This is a genomic window from uncultured Paraglaciecola sp. (assembly GCF_943787955.1).
Classification (GTDB): domain Bacteria; phylum Pseudomonadota; class Gammaproteobacteria; order Enterobacterales; family Alteromonadaceae; genus Paraglaciecola.
The window spans coordinates 295,405-313,598 of sequence record NZ_CALSOK010000013.1; the positions used below are offsets into that span (position 1 = coordinate 295,405).

12 protein-coding genes are annotated in these 18,194 nt (G+C 44.3%); 5 read left to right on the forward strand and 7 right to left on the reverse strand.

Features of this window, described 5'->3' with window-relative positions; all coding sequences use genetic code 11:
* Positions 1–150: 150 nt before the first annotated feature.
* The 6 genes from Q0Y52_RS13355 to Q0Y52_RS13380 all read right to left on the reverse strand — a co-directional run bounded on the left by Q0Y52_RS13355 (position 151) and on the right by Q0Y52_RS13380 (position 8,158).
* Complete coding sequence (locus Q0Y52_RS13355; RefSeq protein WP_297822335.1) at positions 151–960, reverse strand: glycosyltransferase family 2 protein; 810 nt, start codon at positions 958–960, stop codon at positions 151–153.
* Positions 947–1,876, reverse strand: coding sequence for a sulfotransferase (locus Q0Y52_RS13360; RefSeq protein WP_297822339.1), 930 nt, complete (start codon positions 1,874–1,876; stop codon positions 947–949). The genes Q0Y52_RS13355 and Q0Y52_RS13360 overlap by 14 nt, the downstream gene beginning before the upstream one ends.
* 52 nt (positions 1,877–1,928) lie before the next feature.
* Positions 1,929–2,579 carry a sulfotransferase family 2 domain-containing protein gene (locus Q0Y52_RS13365; RefSeq protein ID WP_297822341.1) on the reverse strand — a complete coding sequence of 217 codons (651 nt, stop codon included), beginning with the start codon at positions 2,577–2,579 and terminating at the stop codon, positions 1,929–1,931.
* A gap of 382 nt (positions 2,580–2,961) precedes the next feature.
* Entirely contained in the window at positions 2,962–4,377 is a 1,416-nt protein-coding gene (locus Q0Y52_RS13370) for an undecaprenyl-phosphate glucose phosphotransferase (protein ID WP_297822343.1), read from the reverse strand.
* A 120-nt stretch (positions 4,378–4,497) separates the two neighbouring features.
* Entirely contained in the window at positions 4,498–6,711 is a 2,214-nt protein-coding gene (locus tag Q0Y52_RS13375) for a polysaccharide biosynthesis tyrosine autokinase (RefSeq protein ID WP_297822345.1), read from the reverse strand.
* A gap of 52 nt (positions 6,712–6,763) precedes the next feature.
* Positions 6,764–8,158 (reverse strand): polysaccharide export protein, encoded by a 1,395-nt coding sequence (locus Q0Y52_RS13380; protein WP_297822347.1) that lies wholly within the window; start codon positions 8,156–8,158, stop codon positions 6,764–6,766.
* 783 nt (positions 8,159–8,941) lie between these two features.
* On the opposite strand from Q0Y52_RS13380, the gene Q0Y52_RS13385 reads away from it, so the two are divergent.
* On the forward strand, positions 8,942–9,238 hold the full coding sequence (locus tag Q0Y52_RS13385) for a hypothetical protein (protein ID WP_297822349.1): 297 nt from the start codon (positions 8,942–8,944) through the stop codon (positions 9,236–9,238).
* 254 nt (positions 9,239–9,492) lie between these two features.
* Here the strand turns inward: Q0Y52_RS13385 and Q0Y52_RS13390 are convergent, their stop codons facing one another.
* Entirely contained in the window at positions 9,493–10,947 is a 1,455-nt protein-coding gene (locus Q0Y52_RS13390) for an MFS transporter (RefSeq protein ID WP_297822351.1), read from the reverse strand.
* Between the two features lie 938 nt (positions 10,948–11,885).
* Between Q0Y52_RS13390 and Q0Y52_RS13395 the strand changes: the two genes are divergently transcribed.
* From Q0Y52_RS13395 to Q0Y52_RS13410, 4 genes are all read left to right on the forward strand, one after another.
* Positions 11,886–14,867 (forward strand): calcium-binding protein, encoded by a 2,982-nt coding sequence (locus Q0Y52_RS13395; protein WP_297822353.1) that lies wholly within the window; start codon positions 11,886–11,888, stop codon positions 14,865–14,867.
* Positions 14,776–15,501 (forward strand): hypothetical protein, encoded by a 726-nt coding sequence (locus Q0Y52_RS13400; protein WP_297822355.1) that lies wholly within the window; start codon positions 14,776–14,778, stop codon positions 15,499–15,501. Before Q0Y52_RS13395 ends, Q0Y52_RS13400 begins: the two co-directional genes overlap by 92 nt.
* 162 nt (positions 15,502–15,663) lie before the next feature.
* The gene (locus Q0Y52_RS13405; protein WP_297822357.1) at positions 15,664–16,074 is read left to right on the forward strand and encodes a hypothetical protein; all 411 of its coding nucleotides are present in this window, start codon (positions 15,664–15,666) and stop codon (positions 16,072–16,074) included.
* Positions 16,071–18,194 carry an ATP-binding cassette domain-containing protein gene (locus tag Q0Y52_RS13410; protein ID WP_297822359.1) on the forward strand — a complete coding sequence of 708 codons (2,124 nt, stop codon included), beginning with the start codon at positions 16,071–16,073 and terminating at the stop codon, positions 18,192–18,194. The genes Q0Y52_RS13405 and Q0Y52_RS13410 overlap by 4 nt, the downstream gene beginning before the upstream one ends.

Consider the following 18,194-nt stretch of genomic DNA (forward strand, 5'->3'; position numbering starts at 1 on the left):
CTGTTTTTAATGCTGACGCCTCGCCCCAAGAAGACTTTCCTGTTAATTTTCAAGAGCCCCCGCGAGACCATGATAAGGCGCTGTAATAGTGTCCCTAAGAGCAAGCGCGATGGAATTCGTGAGTCTACTTTGTAGAACTTGCCAGTCGATCTAAGTAAACTTTCGTAAATAGCGTTTAGCATTGCGCAGCCCAAATCCAACCGTAATAAAAAAATTAAATATCGTTAACGTGTAACCACGAGAGAAGTTGTTGGCATAAATCCTAAAGCCGTCTTTTAGCCATCCCTGTCTAGTCTCACCGTAACCCCCATAATGAATATAGCCTGAGTCGAGATTACAAATCCGCCTGTAGCCGTGAATTGAAACCTTCTTACAATAATCAACGTCTTCAACGTACATGAAATATTCGGGATCCAAGCCCCCAACCAACTCCCAAACAGATCGTCGAGTCAATAAAAATGAGCCCTCAACCCAGTCGACATCAAGTATGCCTTTGTCAGATCCACGAGTATCGAAATACATTCGAGACAACTTGAGCATCATCAACGCACTTGGAAATCGACCAAACGATCGTCTAGGCTCATTATTGGTGCCAAACATTTTGGCACCAACTACCCCAATATCTTCTGTCCTAATTATATCCATGAACACGCGTAATTCCGTTAATAAAACAGTGTCGCTGTTAAGTAGTAATAGGTTTTCGCCGCTACTACTTGCCACCCCTAAGTTATTTCCTTTAGAGAAACCAAGGTTTGTATCGCTCGTTATGACCTTTACCCAGGAATAGTGAGAACAGATAAAAGCCACACTGCTATCGGTTGATTTGTTATCAACGAATATGACCTCATATGACAAACCAATGCATTTAAGTTCAATCGAAGACACGCAGTCGTCTAGGTATTGAAGCCCATTGTAGTTAACAATAATGATTGAAAGATCTATTTTTTTACTTGCCATCATACCCAGACCAAAGTTTTACGTTAACGTCATATTTTGACGACAGAGCTTCTACATCGTCCCTGAAAAGGGCGGTGAGCTGCGCTCTCACTTCACGGGGAATTTCGGGAATCGGCAACTTTTGGGAAGAAGTGCACTTCAACTTTAAGGACCTGTAAGCCTGAATCCATTCTTCATTCAGACTATTATAAAAATAAGATTTAAAGCGGCTTGGCCTCAACAAAAACCGCATCAGAAGACTCTCTTTAAAGCGCCCTCCAGAGTTGTAAATCTTATCTAGGTTGTCTGGACGAAAATTTTCATCCACATCTAAAAACGAGAACACGTTAGACATTACATCAGAAGGATTATCTTTCAGCTCTTCAAAAGTAATAAAGTGAACATTAGCAATGCCAAAGGCCTTCACATATGCGACACACGGCAAGAAATATTGGGAATGGGCTGCGTATCGCCAAAAATCTGAATACCCTGCGTTGCTCCTCTTTAACTCGCAATCTAATGCCTCAGCAAAGGACAGCGGCTCGTAGGTTAATCGCTGCTGATGGAGGTAATTGGAATAAGCCCTCTCGATCGGATCTCGCAGCATGATAATAATTTTTACGGCGGGTAACTGACGTTTTAGCTCAGGGATCACTCTATTATAGAAATACAAGTATGAGGGCGACACATCGCCCAATTGCTTTTCCAACGCGGCCGCCTTGTAATGTTGGCAATAATACCGCCAGGTCGTCACAACATTCAGCAGAGAATATTGATCACCGGGACCTGACGTATTTTCAGCGAGTGCCGCACTACTCCAGTAATGCAGCTCCTTTTGGTCCGGGAGATAGATGTCTGGGTGCTTTTGAAGGTACTGATACAGCGAGCTTGTGCCCGCTTTCGGCGCTCCGACAACTAAGAAACTGGGAACTTTTATCATGCCTTTCACTCAGAATTTAAGGGATTCATGGAAGTCATTGATCTCTGGCTATTCAATGCGCATATCCTAGGATTTCATAATCCTTATGGTACAAACGTCTTATTGTTGACCGCACTTTTGCGCTAGGGACATAGGCACTCTCTTCTCCAGTGGCGTTCCTTAATTCTAGCTTTGCTGTTATCCCAAGCCTATCTGCAAGATGCTGGTAATCCTCTTGCATTCGCTCGACTCTTCCAACAAAATCCACGAGCACCTTTCCAGCATCGTCACAAATAAATTTATGCTGCGGAATAAAGTGCTCAGCCGAATTTGCTATCGCGCCCTCAAGTCCGCGTAGAACAAAATCATCAAAGGAACAATATTTTTTTATGTGACGATCGTTCCAGTAAAGATCCAAAGGACCTCGTCCGCTTTTTTTCAAGTAAGTGTAGGCAGAGTAGCACCTGTTAACAGGGTCTCTGATAAAGGCGAACTTAAAATACGAATCAAATTTTATAGGGTCCTCTATTAAAAAATCACGCCATGTTGAATGCTGTGAACGAGAATCCCCATAAACGGCCTCCACCAACGAAATCCCGCCACACTTTGGTATATGAATAAAAACGCATTTATTCTTATCGAAGCATGATCGATAGTGCTTATAAAGACCTAACGTTTTCTCTACGCGTAGTCTGTAAAAACGGTATAAGCCTAATAAATTCATTATAGTCTCGTATCCCCTAAAAAACATTGGCCACAGTCACTGTTCACTGAGAGTTTTTCGAGGTGCCTTAGCGCTGGTTGATCATTCCAGCAAAGCCACCAAACGGCCTCATTTAAGAATGATACGTATGACCTGAAGCTGTTTTTGATTGCTCGCATAAATATCCCCGCTTCTAACAATGCGACGTTGGGGCCTATAGATGCCCCTGCGTCGCCTCGATGTATTGCCTCTGTAATCATTTGACGAATCTCTGGTTAAATCTCATTAAAATTTTTGAATTCAAACGCATCTGGTGAAATTGGCGGTAAATCTTTAGCAAGTTAAAGTAAAGTAATATACGCATTGCTTTAAGGTCGCTGTCTGCACATTGCAAAGTGTGCAATTAATAAGTCCTATCGCTGAAAGCAAACAACACCCAAGGCGTCTTCACAACAATCACCAGATCTTGCCAAAGCGACCAGTTGTTAATATATCTCACATCATATCGAATCCGAGCCTCCATTTTATGATCCGTGTCGGTCTCTCCTCGATACCCATTGATCTGCGCAAGGCCAGTTATACCTGGTTTGACCTTATGTCTGAGCATGTAGCCTTTTACTTTGCCACGAAATTCTTCATTGTGTGCAATCGCGTGTGGTCTGGGCCCCACAATCGACATATCTCCGACCAGCACATTAATCAACTGCGGTAGCTCGTCAAGCGAGGTCTTTCTCAAAAAGCTACCGAGCTTTGTTACTCTTATATCGTTTCTTTTGGCTTGCAAAAACTCATCTTTTTTTTCAGCCAAGTTCATACTGCGAAACTTCCAAACACTAATTGGCATGCCGTTCATACCGTAACGGTTCTGTTTAAATAAGGCAGGGCCGGGGCTGCTGAGCTTTACAGCCAGACCAATAATCGCCATAGGGACCGCCAATAGTAGCAAGCCGACGAATGAGATAACGATGTCTTCGGCACGCTTCAACCAAGAATCGATGCCGAGCGTGGGGGTATCGATGATGCTTACCGTGGGAGTATCCCCCACCGTTACCCAGTTGCCCTGCATAATGTCCGCGGTGTAAAAGTTAGGCACTAAGTACATGGAAACAGTAGAGTCACCTAGTGCTTCTATGGTTTCTTCAACAGTATTCTGGTCACAGACATTACTGGCGATGTACACCACATCCACCTCATCGGCTTGTGCCATGGCTAACAAGTTATCCAAGTCGCCAATAACGCGCAGGGTCTCGCTATTGTGGGTGAGTACATCGCCGCTATGAATATCCGACACAAAGCCCTTCAGAACCAGTCCAAGCTTTGGGTGGCTGAGGATATTTTTGGCAAGATGAGTCGCGTTGTCATTCACTCCTAGAATCACCACCGAGCGGCTATTATAGCCTTTGCCACGAAGATATCTTAATGTTACTTGAAACAAAGCACGCGAGGCGAATAGAGTTGCAGGCGCGAAGATACTCCAACAACCCAATACAACACGAGAAAGTTCGTGGGTGACTTTAAGGGCGTAGCCCAAAAACAGCAGGCCAGTGATCGCGGACAACCAAGCGATAAAAAGCGGTTTCAACTCCCCGGTGAGCTTTTCGAAGCGGTATGACTGATAAAGTCCGTTATGTTCGGCTGCGATATAAAAAATTGTCACGGTGGTTAATACGGTCATTGTGTACTGGCCGTTCCAGCCACTTAAAGAAAGGTAGATGGATAAAGTTACAAATAACGTAAGAAAAATCAGCAACACATCAACCGCGCGCTGTAGCATGCCTAACTGGTGATCGATGGGGCGGATGACTCCTTTATTTCCCATAGTCGTTTACTCGACCCTCAGTAAATCATCGATCGCTTCAGATGATAATAACTGCTGGCTATTGGATCTGTGAGCGAGCGCGTCCGTAGGTGCTTTGTTATATCCCCCCAGATTACTGCTTTAGAAAGATGGCTCACCATAATAGTAACCACCGGCTCTTTTCTGAACCGCATTAAAAATAACCCCCTTAATATTAACGCCGTTATGATGAAAGCGGTCTTGTGCTGCGGCAATCTCACCTGCCGTGCAGGTCCCAAACCGAGCCACCACCATATTTGTGCTGCAGTGAGGGCCAATAATCGAGGCATCCGTTACCGCCAAAATGGGTGGCGTATCAAAGAACACCAAATCATAAGCCTCGCTTAATTTTTCGGCTAGTTTTTTGAATATTGGGCCCATCAGAAGTTCCGAAGGGTTATTAGGGATCTTCCCTCTCGGCAGGTAGTGGAGGTTATCCGACGCCGTCTCCTTGATGGCATCTCTGACGCTCAACGTGCCAGCGAGGACATCAGCCAAGCCATGTTCTGGGTTCACATGGAATGTGCGATGTAAATAGCTCTTGCGCATATCAGCGTCAACAATCAGCACACGCTGCCCAGATTGTGCGATGACGGAAGCAAGGTTGACCGTCACAAAGGATTTGCCAACACCCGGGCTACCACTTGAGATCATCACCAAGTTGTTTTTAGCATTCATCATCAAGAAACGTAGGCAGGTTCGAAAGTTCCTCAGCGCCTCAACCGACGAATCATCAGGGTAGTCATCCGCTAGAAAACTGCTGGGCAAGTTTTTCTCTTTCTTTTCTTTGCCGCTAATGGGCCTGAGTGGCCCATTCGTTGGATGCTTAGACGGCTCATTATCAGAGAAGGGGATTGTGGCATGGACCGTTAAGCCAATTTCGGTGAATGTATGCGGGTCAATGATGCCTGGTTTCAATAAAGATCGCAGGACTAAAACCACTAGGCCAAATAAACTCCCCACCAGAAGACTAACCATCACGATGAGCTGACGGTTGGGTGCCACCGTATCCGGCAGAACCACGGCGCTATCCAATAAACGAATATTACCTACTCTACTAGCCTTCAGCATCGACAGCTGCTGCCTACGGTTATCAAGCGAAATAAAAATCGATTGGTTGGCCTCGAAGTTACGGGTGAGACGCAGTATCTCCTTCTGGGTATTGGGCAGTTGAGCTAGTTTGTCTAGCAGCTCTCTCCTTTGCTGCTGCAAATTATCCTGCTGGCGTTTAAATGAAATATAGCTGGGGTGCTGGGTTGTATAACGGCGCGAAATATCCGCTTCACTTATCGACATGGCGCTGATGTCCGCCTCGATCTGGACCAGGCCGTCTAGAGCGGCTCCGGCCTCAAGGGGAAGATTAACTGATCCACGCTTACTCTTGAAGTCGTTGAGGGTCTCCTCTGAATTAGCAAGATCCGTCTTGACCCCTAAGATTTGCTTGTCCAGGAAGTTAAGACTGCTCTCGGCCTCCGTCGCTCGGCGCTTCACGTTCTGAGAGTAAAAATGGACTCCAACTGAGTCAACGACCTCTAAAATATAATCTTTGTTGGTGCCCTCAAGGGCGATCTCAATGATGCCTGTATTCCTGCTTCTCTCAGACACCAGCAAAGATTCTTGCAGATCCATAATAGTTTCGAAGCGGGCTGCTTTCCGGACTTCGAACCGGGTACCAGGTCGCGCGATCAAGGTTTCGATAAAGATCGCCACCTCACCATCGAGACTCAGAGCCATCTCACCTACAGAGCCTTTTAACAGAACCTGATTGCCGTAAGACATAGTAAACTGCTGATCGCCGAGGGCAAGAAGCTCAAAGGAGTGACCAAGGTGACGAGTAGGCAGCTGTAGAGAAGAGACGTGAAGTTTCTCACCTCCCCAGGCATAGTTGCGAAGTCCAAAGGGGGCATCGGCAAGTTCAGCGCTGGCGTGACGCCCCGCTAGCTGCGCTCCAATCAGCGGAAGATAAATAGGCGAAACGTGTGTAGTGAGATCAAGCTCATCGACTACTGCGCCTACAACTGTGCGGGACTTTATAAGATAAAGCTCTTGTGCAACCGAGGTATCAGTAGTGATTATTTCAGCGGTGTCGTCGAGCCCTGGGACGCCAAGGGCGTCATCCTCTACCAAAATGTAACTGTTGGCGCGATATATCGGCGTCGCAAGAAGAGCGTAACTGACACCCACCGTAATAAACGCGGCAATAGAAGCCGCGATGATATATCGTCCCTCCAGTATGATACCCAGTAGCAGGCGGAAATCTATCGCATCGTCAAAGATCCCACGATCTTTCTGTGCTTTATTTGTTTGGTACGCCATATGGCATGCCTTCCTTTCTATTCTCACCCATTGTAGGAAATTCCCCCCAAAATTAGTTGGCGTTTCTCGCCGCAGTCGTTGCCCAGATGGCGTTAAAGCTACTAGTGAGCTGGCGCATCACCTTGTTCCAGCGGGCGACCGGCGCGGAGGTAACATAGACAATGTCCATGGGTTTTAGTCTGAACTGCGTGCTTAAAATAAGCATGGAGCCCATTGAAGCGTCCAACTGGTAGATATCCACCATTTTTGAAGCCGCATCGTTCGCCCTCAGCACAAAAATACCAGAGGCGTCGGCGGAGGCTTCATTGATACCCCCTACGTCGTTTAACGCCTCGGCAAGTGTCAGTCCGCTGCGATCAATTCGCTGCGTTCCTGCGCTGATAACGTCTCCCATGACGAAGACTTTGAGCGCATCGTTGCGCGGCACGTGCAGCGCATCGTTGGACCTGAGCAGTCTGTTATGATTCAACAGCCCCTCTTTATAAAATGCTGAGAGATCGATTACCTCTTTGATCGAAACGCCAGCGCGTGTTGACGTCAAAGTCGCCGAGCGCCAATCGGCGTCGGCTGCCAGGCCACCGGCAGAGTTAAGCGCATCAAGCAACGTTATGGGTACGTCGGTCACAGCAATCGTTTTCGGGTCGTTCACCGCGCCAGATACAAACACGCGCTGAGATCTGAAGGCCGCTACGGCCACGTCAACCTGAGGATCTTTGATATACCCACTCAAGCCCAGAGTAATTAAAGCTCTGATTTCGGTGACGTGCTTGCCAACTACAAAAATATTGCCTACGTACGGATAGAAAACAGTGCCGTCGGTGTGAATGACGTTGCCAGCTTCGATGGGCGTTCTTTGTCCTCCTTGAGGGATGGTCAGCTCGGGATGATCCCAAACTGTGATGTTGAGTATGTCCCCGCTGCCCACAAGATAAGAATAGCTCTTTATTTGCTCGGTAAATGCCATGCTTGAGTCACTGCTTGCCTCCGCGTGATCCAAAATAATACTCTCTAAACCAAACCGCGAATCAACTAAATTCTTAATAGTATCAGCGCTGCTATTGTCTGATTGTGGACCTACATAGACCCTGTAATGATTCATGCCATTAATGGTCATACTCTTAGCGGTCGCATTAAATCCTTCAGATAAGAGTACCCTCTGTATTTTTCTAGCATCCGATTCGTCAACATAAGTCGCCACTTGCACAGTCCAGGGTTTCCGTTGCTGCATCTCGTGGATCAGGCTCTGAGTAATCGGAATAAAATTTACTGCACTACCGCTCACATCGTCCATTTCGCGCGTATCAACCCCCGATATATGGGCACCTGGCACAACCGCACAACCACCGAGCGCAAACACGAGGACCAGGGTTACCGCATGTACTAGTGTCACTGGTAGTAATCCGCATGCCACTTTTTTACGGTGCCCAGATTTTAATTTATTTGACATTAAAGCCCCCATTCGAGGTATTTATACTATCACTTGGCTTTTGGTTGGATGTGTTCAAACAAAATATGAAGGGCTCTAAGCCAGCTTCACAGCCAGTCCACATGGTTACCATGTTCCTAGCGAGTTCGGTTTTTAATAATGCCCGAGGACGGCCCAATGTTGAGAACACAAGTGATGGTTGGCTTTCCTTCATTTTTGCGGTGCTAGCAAATGTATTGAGTTCATTATGACTATTGCCTATAGATTTTATACACAATAAAATTAGCATGACGCATTTTATTTATAAATTTTATTTATAAATTTTAGTGGTAGTAAAATCTGTATGCGGAGCAACGTAGGAAGGCGAATTGCTCGTCCGTTAAAAAAGCAAAGGGGGTAAACTCGTACCTGCCTAAACGTCAAATCTTATATAGAGTTCATCATGGAAAACTTAGACATAGCTCGGAGAAACATCGTTCGCCAAGTTTAAATAAAGTTGCGTCGGCAACGAATTCTGGCTCTTGCCGTGCACCTAATCGCGTCAGATGAAATGGAGGAGTTTACGATAAACCCGCTTGCCAGCGATGCTGGGTATCAACCCCAACGATTTTCGTCTTATTTGGAAAAAATGACATGGTTAACAAGTTGGTTGCGAATTTAATTGAAAATATAAACGGCTTGGCTGTTCTTTCCCCCTAACAACCCTATAGAAAATGCAACGATTTTTGTCGGTAAACAAGTTACTTAATACGATAAAAATACAGATTTTTTAGCGCCGCTTATATTTCGGCAGAGAAATAAGGAATGTTACATCCTAAATTGCCTAATGGATTCTTTCAGCAAGCACTAAAAGTGGCAACATTGTCAAAAGAGTGGTCCGGGAGTGGGTTGCTTTTAGGAAAAATCGAACCCAGTACAACTATGAAAAGAGTTCGCAAGTGCAAGCGGATCGGGCGACTTGACTGGGTTAATGGCTATATCGATTTGAATCAATACTGCCATCAGGTTTTAGAAATAATACTTTTGCCGCTCGCGTCTGATTCCAGCCCCGAACTTAACGCTAGGCGAAGTGAAGAAATCAATTTACTCAACAGCCTCTAGTTTATGGCGCTATCACGTTAATTATTGGCCATTAGCCTGTGGCGTAGCAATGAGGGCTAAGTAAAAAGCTCGTGGGTGTTGCCAAGTTAAGTCGCCATAATAGGTAAAATCAGGCAATGTACACCTACAAACACCACCAATTTCCTCCAGACATCATTCGCGTATCGCTACCATCTCAGATCTATTTCGTTCCATTTCCGCACTGGGGCGCCTCAATACTTATTCCGTGTGGTGTTTTAGTGACACCTTGCTGATTAAACTCGGCTCTCAGTGGGCTCTTGGTCTGCTGATAGGGGGCTGTCGCCGCTTTTGGCTGCCTGTTGTCGTTGTGACAGGGCCTGGCGAACTTCCAATTGACTGGCGTGACTCATATTCACTTTGAATGACATCCACATGGGTAGCAGCATGATAATCGCAAGCCCTGGGCCTATAATCAGGCCGAGACCCCACGTTACCGTACTGGATACTTCACCTGGTTGAGCCCCAGCCTGCAGGCCTATCAAGTCTAAAAACGGACCTGCCGTTAAGTAGCCAAAGGCGCCCATAAATTTGGAGGAAAAAAAAGCCACAGCAAAAACAACGCCCTCCTGACGTTTTCCAGTGGCCAAATCCTGCTCATCCACGATATCTGCCAGCAGCGAGTGAACGGTGATCACGCGCAGAATAGTCATCGTCATATGTACTGCCCAGTTGACGTAGATCAAGGTAAAAACAAACGTGCTGTTATCTGGTAATAGGTCAAACAATTTCAACGGTGTCAGCCAGAGTAGGTTGATGGTGGTCATAGCGCAGGTCATGCGCAGTAACTGTTGTTTTTCAAATAGTCGATTCAGTGTTCCAGAAAAAACAGCCGACAACAGAACAGCGAGAATAATGGGACCGGCAAACAGTAAGGAAGTCTGAGTTGCATCCAGTTGCCAAAAATAGGTATAAGTCACCATTAGCAATGTAGCGGTAATACTGCCGATACCACCCAACCCCATATCCAAGATCACGATGTATCTAAAGTTCTTGTTGCGAAATGTGTTGAACACATCGCGCAACATATTGTTGCCGGCATGCACCTCGCCACCGGCGAGCATGGGAATGTATTGCCAAGTGCCGGCAATGCAGATGACGCTGAACAACACGACGAGGAAGCCGTTGACCCAGCCAAAAAAACGGTAATTGTCGATGATGAAGCGGCCATCTAAGCCACTTTCATCATTGAATAAAAAAATCAGGGCGGTGGCCGAGGCAAGCGTACCAATAATCCAGGCCACATTTGTGCGCATCCCAGCCAGCTGTGTACGTTCGTGATAGTCGTGGGTAATCTCAGCACCCATAGCTAAATAGGGAACCATAAAAAAGCTCAGAGCTGTGCGTACCAGCAGTAAGCTGATCAGCAGCCAGATAAACAGCTGGACTTGATCGCTTAGCATGTTATCGGGTGGCCCGTACAGCATAACAAAACCCAAAACCATTGGAATAACAGCGGCAATCATTAACGGGTGGCGGCGGCCAATGCGCGAGCGCAAACGGTCTGACCAGGCGCCAATCATTGGGTCGCTGATACCGTCCCAGATAATTGAAATGGCGATAGCAAGACCAGTCAGCGTCCCAGACAGTCCAAGCACCTGCTTATAGTAAAACAGGACAAAGACACCCATTGCCGCTTCTTTGAGCGCGTGACTAATAATACCCGAGCTATAAAGCAGACGGTTATGCAAGCTAATACTTGAGACGTAATTGGAATAAGTTTGAGAATTTCGCACTACTTCGCATTACTCCGCATTAAATTAAAAGACCTGAGGCATGTGTATAACAAAATAGGATAGCATGTAATAATGAATAGAAATATGCAAAAATTAGTCATCAATTCATTGTTTTAAATGCGTAAATTATTTAAATGTATCGGCTTTAAGTTCTAGCTCGCTTATTTCCAGTATTGTAAAGAAACCCTATCTCAAAATGAGTTGCCATACGTTCCAGCAGGGGAAAGAACAGCCAAGCCGTTTATATTTTCAATTAAATTCGCAACCAACTTGTTAACCATGTCATTTTTTCCAAATAAGACGAAAATCGTTGGGGTTGATACCCAGCATCGCTGGCAAGCGGGTTTATCGTAAACTCCTCCATTTCATCTGACGCGATTAGGTGCACGGCAAGAGCCAGAATTCGTTGCCGACGCAACTTTATTTAAACTTGGCGAACGATGTTTCTCCGAGCTATGTCTAAGTTTTCCATGATGAACTCTATATAAGATTTGACGTTTAGGCAGGTACGAGTTTACCCCCTTTGCTTTTTTAACGGACGAGCAATTCGCCTTCCTACGTTGCTCCGCATACAGATTTTACTACCACTAAAATTTATAAATAAAATTTATAAATAAAATGCGTCATGCTAATTTTATTGTGTATAAAATCTATAGGCAATAGTCATAATGAACTCAATACATTTGCTAGCACCGCAAAAATGAAGGAAAGCCAACCATCACTTGTGTTCTCAACATTGGGCCGTCCTCGGGCATTATTAAAAACCGAACTCGCTAGGAACATGGTAACCATGTGGACTGGCTGTGAAGCTGGCTTAGAGCCCTTCATATTTTGTTTGAACACATCCAACCAAAAGCCAAGTGATAGTATAAATACCTCGAATGGGGGCTTTAATGTCAAATAATTTTAACAATCTAGAAGCCAACGGAGACTACATTTCAGACGAGGATGGTAACAAATACTATATTCTTGAGTCCAATGGTAACTATAAGCTCGCAACGGCTGCCAACCAGTATCATATTATTGATAGTAATGATGCTGTTATCAGTAGCTTTGGCAATTCCAATAGAAGCGACGGATGGAGCGTTACTCAAGTTGAAGCGAACGCAAATGGTGGTTTTCAACTGTTTTATTCCCATAGCGATGGTCGAACAATGGCGCAAGAAGTGGACGCTTCGGGTAATTATCTGTCAAACATTGCCCGTACTATGGCTCAAAATGAAACAGCTTTTCAAGCTGATCTAAATGTTGATGGAGTCATAGGCCTTAACCTGACAACGATAGAGACCAACGGAGACTTCAGTTTAGCCGAGGATGGTCACGAATATTATATCCTTGATAGCAATGGTAGTAGTTTGAATTACTTGGAAACCAGTGGTCATTATAGACTTGCCACGGGGGGCCACACGTATTATATTTTAGATGATAGTGGCAACAGTTTAAGGCTAACAGGTTTAACCTCTATTTACATACCGACACACGTTGAAGAAAATCCAAATGGTAATGGCTTTCTGGTTCTCGCAAGTAACTCTACTCAACCAGACTGGGATAATAGTCCTTGGCTTAATTATAATAATTTTGGGTTTAAGTTTGATGCATCAGGCCAACATACAGGGTCGGATATTGTATTTATAGGCAATCACGCCTTACCTCGGCCTGCAATACAATATGAACCAATCTTCAACGTTGATCTAGATAACAACAACAGTATAGCCGAAGGGGAAAATTCCAATAAGGAGCTTGACCTCGGCGGTATCCAACATCATATTGTTGACGGCTACGGATCTAGCCCTATCGCCAATTTTGGCAATTCAAATAGAAGCGACGGGTGGAGCGTTACTCAAGTTGAGGCATACGGAAACGGAAGCTTTCAGCTGTTTTACGAACACGGCGATGGTCGAACAATGGCGAAAGAAGTGGACGCTTCGTTTAATTATCAATCAACCATTACGCGTACTATGGCTCAACATGAATTAGCATTCCAAGCGGATCTAGATGGTGATGGTGTCATAGGCCTCGACCTAACAACGTTAGAGGACAATGGTAACTATAAGCTCGCAATGGCCGCCAACCAATATCATATTATTGATAGCAATGATGCTGTTATCAGCAGCTTTGGCAATTCAAATAGAAGCGACGGGTGGAGCGTTACTCAAGTTGAGGCATACGGAAATGGTGGCTTTCAGCTGTTTTACGAACACGGCGATGGTCGAACAATGGCGAAAGAAGTGGACGCTTCGTTTAATTATCAATCAACCATTACGCGTACTATGGCTCAACATGAATTAGCATTCCAAGCGGATCTAGATGGTGATGGTGTCATAGGCCTCGACCTAACAACGTTAGAGGACAATGGTAACTATAAGCTCGCAATGGCCGCCAACCAATATCACATTATTGATAGCAATGATGCTGTTATCAGCAGCTTTGGCAATTCAAATAGAAGCGACGGATGGAGCGTTACTCAAGTTGAAGCTTACGGAAACGGAAGCTTTCAGCTGTTTTACGAACACGGCGATGGTCGAACAATGGCGAAAGAAGTGGACGCTTCGTTTAATTATCAATCAACCATTACGCGTACTATGGCTCAACATGAATTAGCATTCCAAGCGGATCTAGATGGTGATGGTGTCATAGGCCTCGACCTAACAACGTTAGAGGACAATGGTAACTATAAGCTCGCAATGGCCGCCAACCAATATCATATTATTGATAGCAATAATGCTGTTATCAGCAGCTTTGGCAATTCAAATAGAAGCGACGGATGGAGCGTTACTCAAGTTGAGGCATACGGAAATGGTGGCTTTCAGCTGTTTTACGAACACGGTGATGGTCGAACAATGGCGAAAGAAGTGGACGCTTCGTTTAATTATCAATCAATCATTACGCGTACTATGACTCAACATGAATTAGCATTCCAAGCGGATCTAGATGGTGATGGTGTCATAGGCCTCGACCTAACAACGTTAGAGGACAATGGTAACTATAAGCTCGCAACGGCCGCCAACCAATATCATATTATTGATAGCAATGATGCTGTTATCAGCAGCTTTGGCAATTCAAATAGAAGCGACGGGTGGAGCGTTACTCAAGTTGAAGCTTACGGAAATGGTGGCTTTCAGCTGTTTTACGAACACGGTGATGGTCGAACAATGGCGAAAGAAGTGGACGCTTCGTTTAATTATCAATCAATCATTACGCGTACTATGACTCAACATGAATTAGCATTCCAAGCGGATCTAGATGGTGATGGTGTCATAGGCCTCGACCTAACAACGTTAGAGGACAATGGTAACTATAAGCTCGCAACGGCCGCCAACCAATATCATATTATTGATAGCAATGATGCTGTTATCAGCAGCTTTGGCAATTCAAATAGAAGCGACGGGTGGAGCGTTACTCAAGTTGAGGCATACGGAAATGGTGGCTTTCAGCTGTTTTACGAACACGGTGATGGTCGAACAATGGCGAAAGAAGTGGACGCTTCGGGTAATTATCTGTCAAACATTGCCCGTACTATGGCTCAACATGAAACAGCATTCCAAACTGATCTAAATAATGATGGTAGCGTTGCTGGCAATGATAATATTTTCCTAACTAATGGAAACGATACTTATGATGGTGGGGCTGGAAACGATCATATAAATGGCTGGAAAGGCCATGATACGTTAATAGGTGGCGATGGGGACGATACGATAACCGGAGACGGTGGTTCGGGTTTCGCTGGAAATGATACCCTATTTGGTGGTGATGGAAATGATATCCTACTTGGACGCAATGGCAATGATCAAATTGACGGTGGGTACTGGCTCAGATACCATAGCGACTGGCCCTGGATCAGACCAAATTATTCTGCGTCCAGGCGATGGCAATAACGCGCTATCTAATGCAGATATTATCTCCGACTTTACAGACGGTAATGATAACTTTGGCCTTGATGATGGTTTGTTGTTTTCTCAGCTCACTATTGCACAAGGTGAAGGTGATTATACTAGCCATACCATCGTCTCATATGGCTCGGAATACCTAGCAATCCTTCAGAATATTGATGCAAGCCAATTGACTGAATCTGATTTTCAAACCGTCGACATTGCATATGGTGATGGGGACGATACGATAACTGGAGACGGTGGTTCGAGTACCGCTGGAATTGATATCCTATTTGGACGCAATGGCAATGATCAAATTGATGGTGGTACTGGCTCAGATACCATAGCGACGGGCCCTGGATCAGAACAAATTATTCTGCGTCCTGGCGATGATGGTAACGCTTTATCTGATACAGATATTATCTCCGACTTTACAAATGGTAATGTTAACTTTGGCCTTGATGATGGTTTGTTGTTTTCCCCGCTCACAATTGCACAAGGTAAAGGTGAAGGTGAAGTTGAAGTTGATTATACTAGCCATACCATCGTCTCATATGGTTCGGAATACCTAGAAATCCTTCATAATATTGATGCAAGCCAATTGACTGAATCTGATTTTCAAGTCGTCGACATAGCATAATAAGATGACAACATTTTTCTTCAAATGCGTTCATATAACAAATTCGTATTTGCTCTTTCTTCAATATTCATATGAAGCAGGTTTGTATTCTCGGACTACACCAACATAGGGATTAACAATAAGCCACGTGGCGCCGGTAGTACTATATTTGTTGGCATTACCATGGAATTGCCATTTAAAGAAGTTGGAAAAGCAGAAGCTTCTATTGTTACTTTGAAAAAAGAATTGGAATTTAATGCCTTAGATATGTCGCCATATGAGGAAAAATTTTCTCTAGAACACCAACAGTTGGATAAATTTGAAGCTTTTAATAAAAAAAAGAAAGTCCTTTTAGATGGGCGGGTGTGTATCTCCAAGAATCGTATAAATAAGCTTGAGGACAAGTTAAAAGCTGGTCAAGTAGATGTAACGGTTCTTGCAGAAGATATATTAACCCTTGCGAAAACTGAAATAGCCATTGAGAATTTAAAAAATGATGACGTTATGCAAAAGCTTTCTGATCTTGGTGCCACGGGACAAGCATGCAAAGCTGTTTATATATGTAATGTCAAAAACTTCGGGAATTCTGCATGACATCTGTTGAATCTCAAGACAGAGTTAATACAACAGATGTACGCGATGCATTTACGATACATGCGTTTCTTCAACGCTCAGGGTCAAAGAATACGTATAACGAGGTTAGAGAAGCTGTCACATCAAGCCCAAGGTCAGATGTTATGGATTGGTCAAGCGACGCTATTAGCAGCTTTGGGTTTATTTGTAATACTGTGGCGGCAAAAGTCTCAGATTTATCTCCAGCATTATGTCCCTCTCTGTTGCTTGGCAAAGAGGAGGAGCTTGGAATCTTAGAGGATGTTCGTGCTGAGCAATTTATTATATTCGATGGACCGACGCGAAAAAAAAGAAAGCTCACTAAAAAAGAATTTGGAGAATGGTATTCGGGAAATCTTATTTTTTCTCACCCCGCACTTGAGGAAAACAAATCTGTAAAATCGCGACTAAAAGCACTTAGCCCCCTAAAGACACTGGGCATGAAGCGGTTTTCTTGGATTGCGATTGCCGCTCTACTTTCAAATATATTAGGATTGGCTACATCACTTTTTGTTATGGTGGTATATGACAGAGTTTTGCCTAACCAAGCCACGCAATCACTTTACGCTTTGGCTATTGGCGTGGGGCTCGCGATTTTATTTGATACGTTATTAAAAGGTGCGCGAAGCAGAATTGTTGAGCGGTCTTCAGTTACTGTAGATATAGCAGTGAATGAAGATATCTTTGAGCAATTTATTGAAGTTTCTAATACCAAAGAACGTAAATCTGTGGGTGAGCTTGCGTCTGTTATGCGCGACTTTGAAGTCTATAAAGACTTTATGAGTTCAGCCACAATCCTAACTTTGATTGATTTGCCCTTTATCCTCGTCTTTGTATTGGTGATTTCCATGATTGGAGGGCCATTATTCATTGTTCCACTGATATGTATACCGGTCATATTAATCCTTATACTTGCCCTTCAGCCATTACTTGTTCGCAATTCTGCCGCTGTTTCTGTGTCTGCACAATCACGCCAAAGTCTTCTTGTGGAAGTTTTAGGCGGCTTAGAAGCTTTAAGAGTCAATGGAGCATTTTCTCTTATGAAGAAGAAGTTCCTTTTGCAGTCAAACTTCTATGCTAAGGCATCTCATCAAGCAAAAACCTATGCAGAAATTAATGGAAACACAATTACTATAATCCAGCAAATATCTCAGGTTGCTGTAATAGTATATGGGTTCCATCTGTTTGCTGACCAAGTCATTACCATGGGCGCGATAATCGCGACGGTTATTTTATCTGGACGCGCACTTGGACCGCTTTCAAAGGTTGGTCAGACGCTTGGACGTGCGAACGCGGCTTATGTTGCACGTGGAAATTTAAAAAGATTTTTATCCGCAGCTCGCATGCAAAGTGATGGGGAGGGTTCAGCAATCAGAAATACAAATGATGGTGCTGTTGAAGTGAGCAGTGCAACGTTGCGTTTGTCAGAAATGGGACGTCCGCTTTTTAATGGTCTTAACTTAAGCATTAAAAAAGGTGAGAAAGTTGCAATCGTAGGTCGAACAGGCTCTGGAAAGACGTCTTTGGTAAAACTAATTGTTGGGCTTCTCGCTCCTGAAACGGGTACCGTCTTAATTAATGGATCTGATGTGCGTCAATATCCACGAGCTGATTTATTTCGATCCATAGGAACAGTGTTTCAAGAACCTTGGTTATTTACAGGGTCATTGCGCGATAATATTGCCTTAGGTCAAGATGATTGCAGTGATGAATATACCCTAGAATGCTTAAAAGCCGTTGGCGCTGACTTTGTTGGAGATGGCACAACTGCGGATTTAGAATTCGCAATTCAAGATCAAGGAAGCAATTTATCTGGTGGCCAAAAACAAGCTGTGATGTTAGCGCGAGCCCTCGTATTTAAACCACCGTTATTACTCTTAGATGAGCCAACAAGTGCGATGGATGGAGTGAGTGAACATAAAGTTATTGCACATTTATCTAAACACTTAATAAATGAGACTATTATAATAGTAACCCACAAAATGCCTGTAGTAGCAATGTGTGATCGGGTTATTGTCATGGATCAAGGCAAGATTGTTGGTGATGGCACAAAAGATGCTTACTTCGATCTTTTGAAGAAACGCGCACAGAAGAAGAATTAA

Excerpts from the sequence above, each read along its gene's own strand:
- Q0Y52_RS13410 (WP_297822359.1), top strand. The coding sequence starts at position 16,071 with ATGACATCTGTTGAATCTCAAGACAGAGTTAATACAACAGATGTACGC.
- Q0Y52_RS13375 (WP_297822345.1), bottom strand. The coding sequence starts at position 6,711 with ATGGCGTACCAAACAAATAAAGCACAGAAAGATCGTGGGATCTTTGAC.
- Q0Y52_RS13385 (WP_297822349.1), top strand. The coding sequence starts at position 8,942 with ATGTTACATCCTAAATTGCCTAATGGATTCTTTCAGCAAGCACTAAAA.
- Q0Y52_RS13400 (WP_297822355.1), top strand. The coding sequence starts at position 14,776 with ATGATCAAATTGACGGTGGGTACTGGCTCAGATACCATAGCGACTGGC.
- Q0Y52_RS13380 (WP_297822347.1), bottom strand. The coding sequence starts at position 8,158 with ATGTCAAATAAATTAAAATCTGGGCACCGTAAAAAAGTGGCATGCGGA.
- Q0Y52_RS13365 (WP_297822341.1), bottom strand. The coding sequence starts at position 2,579 with ATGAATTTATTAGGCTTATACCGTTTTTACAGACTACGCGTAGAGAAA.
- Q0Y52_RS13405 (WP_297822357.1), top strand. The coding sequence starts at position 15,664 with ATGGAATTGCCATTTAAAGAAGTTGGAAAAGCAGAAGCTTCTATTGTT.
- Q0Y52_RS13370 (WP_297822343.1), bottom strand. The coding sequence starts at position 4,377 with ATGGGAAATAAAGGAGTCATCCGCCCCATCGATCACCAGTTAGGCATG.
- Q0Y52_RS13355 (WP_297822335.1), bottom strand. The coding sequence starts at position 960 with ATGATGGCAAGTAAAAAAATAGATCTTTCAATCATTATTGTTAACTAC.
- Q0Y52_RS13360 (WP_297822339.1), bottom strand. The coding sequence starts at position 1,876 with ATGATAAAAGTTCCCAGTTTCTTAGTTGTCGGAGCGCCGAAAGCGGGC.
- Q0Y52_RS13395 (WP_297822353.1), top strand. The coding sequence starts at position 11,886 with ATGTCAAATAATTTTAACAATCTAGAAGCCAACGGAGACTACATTTCA.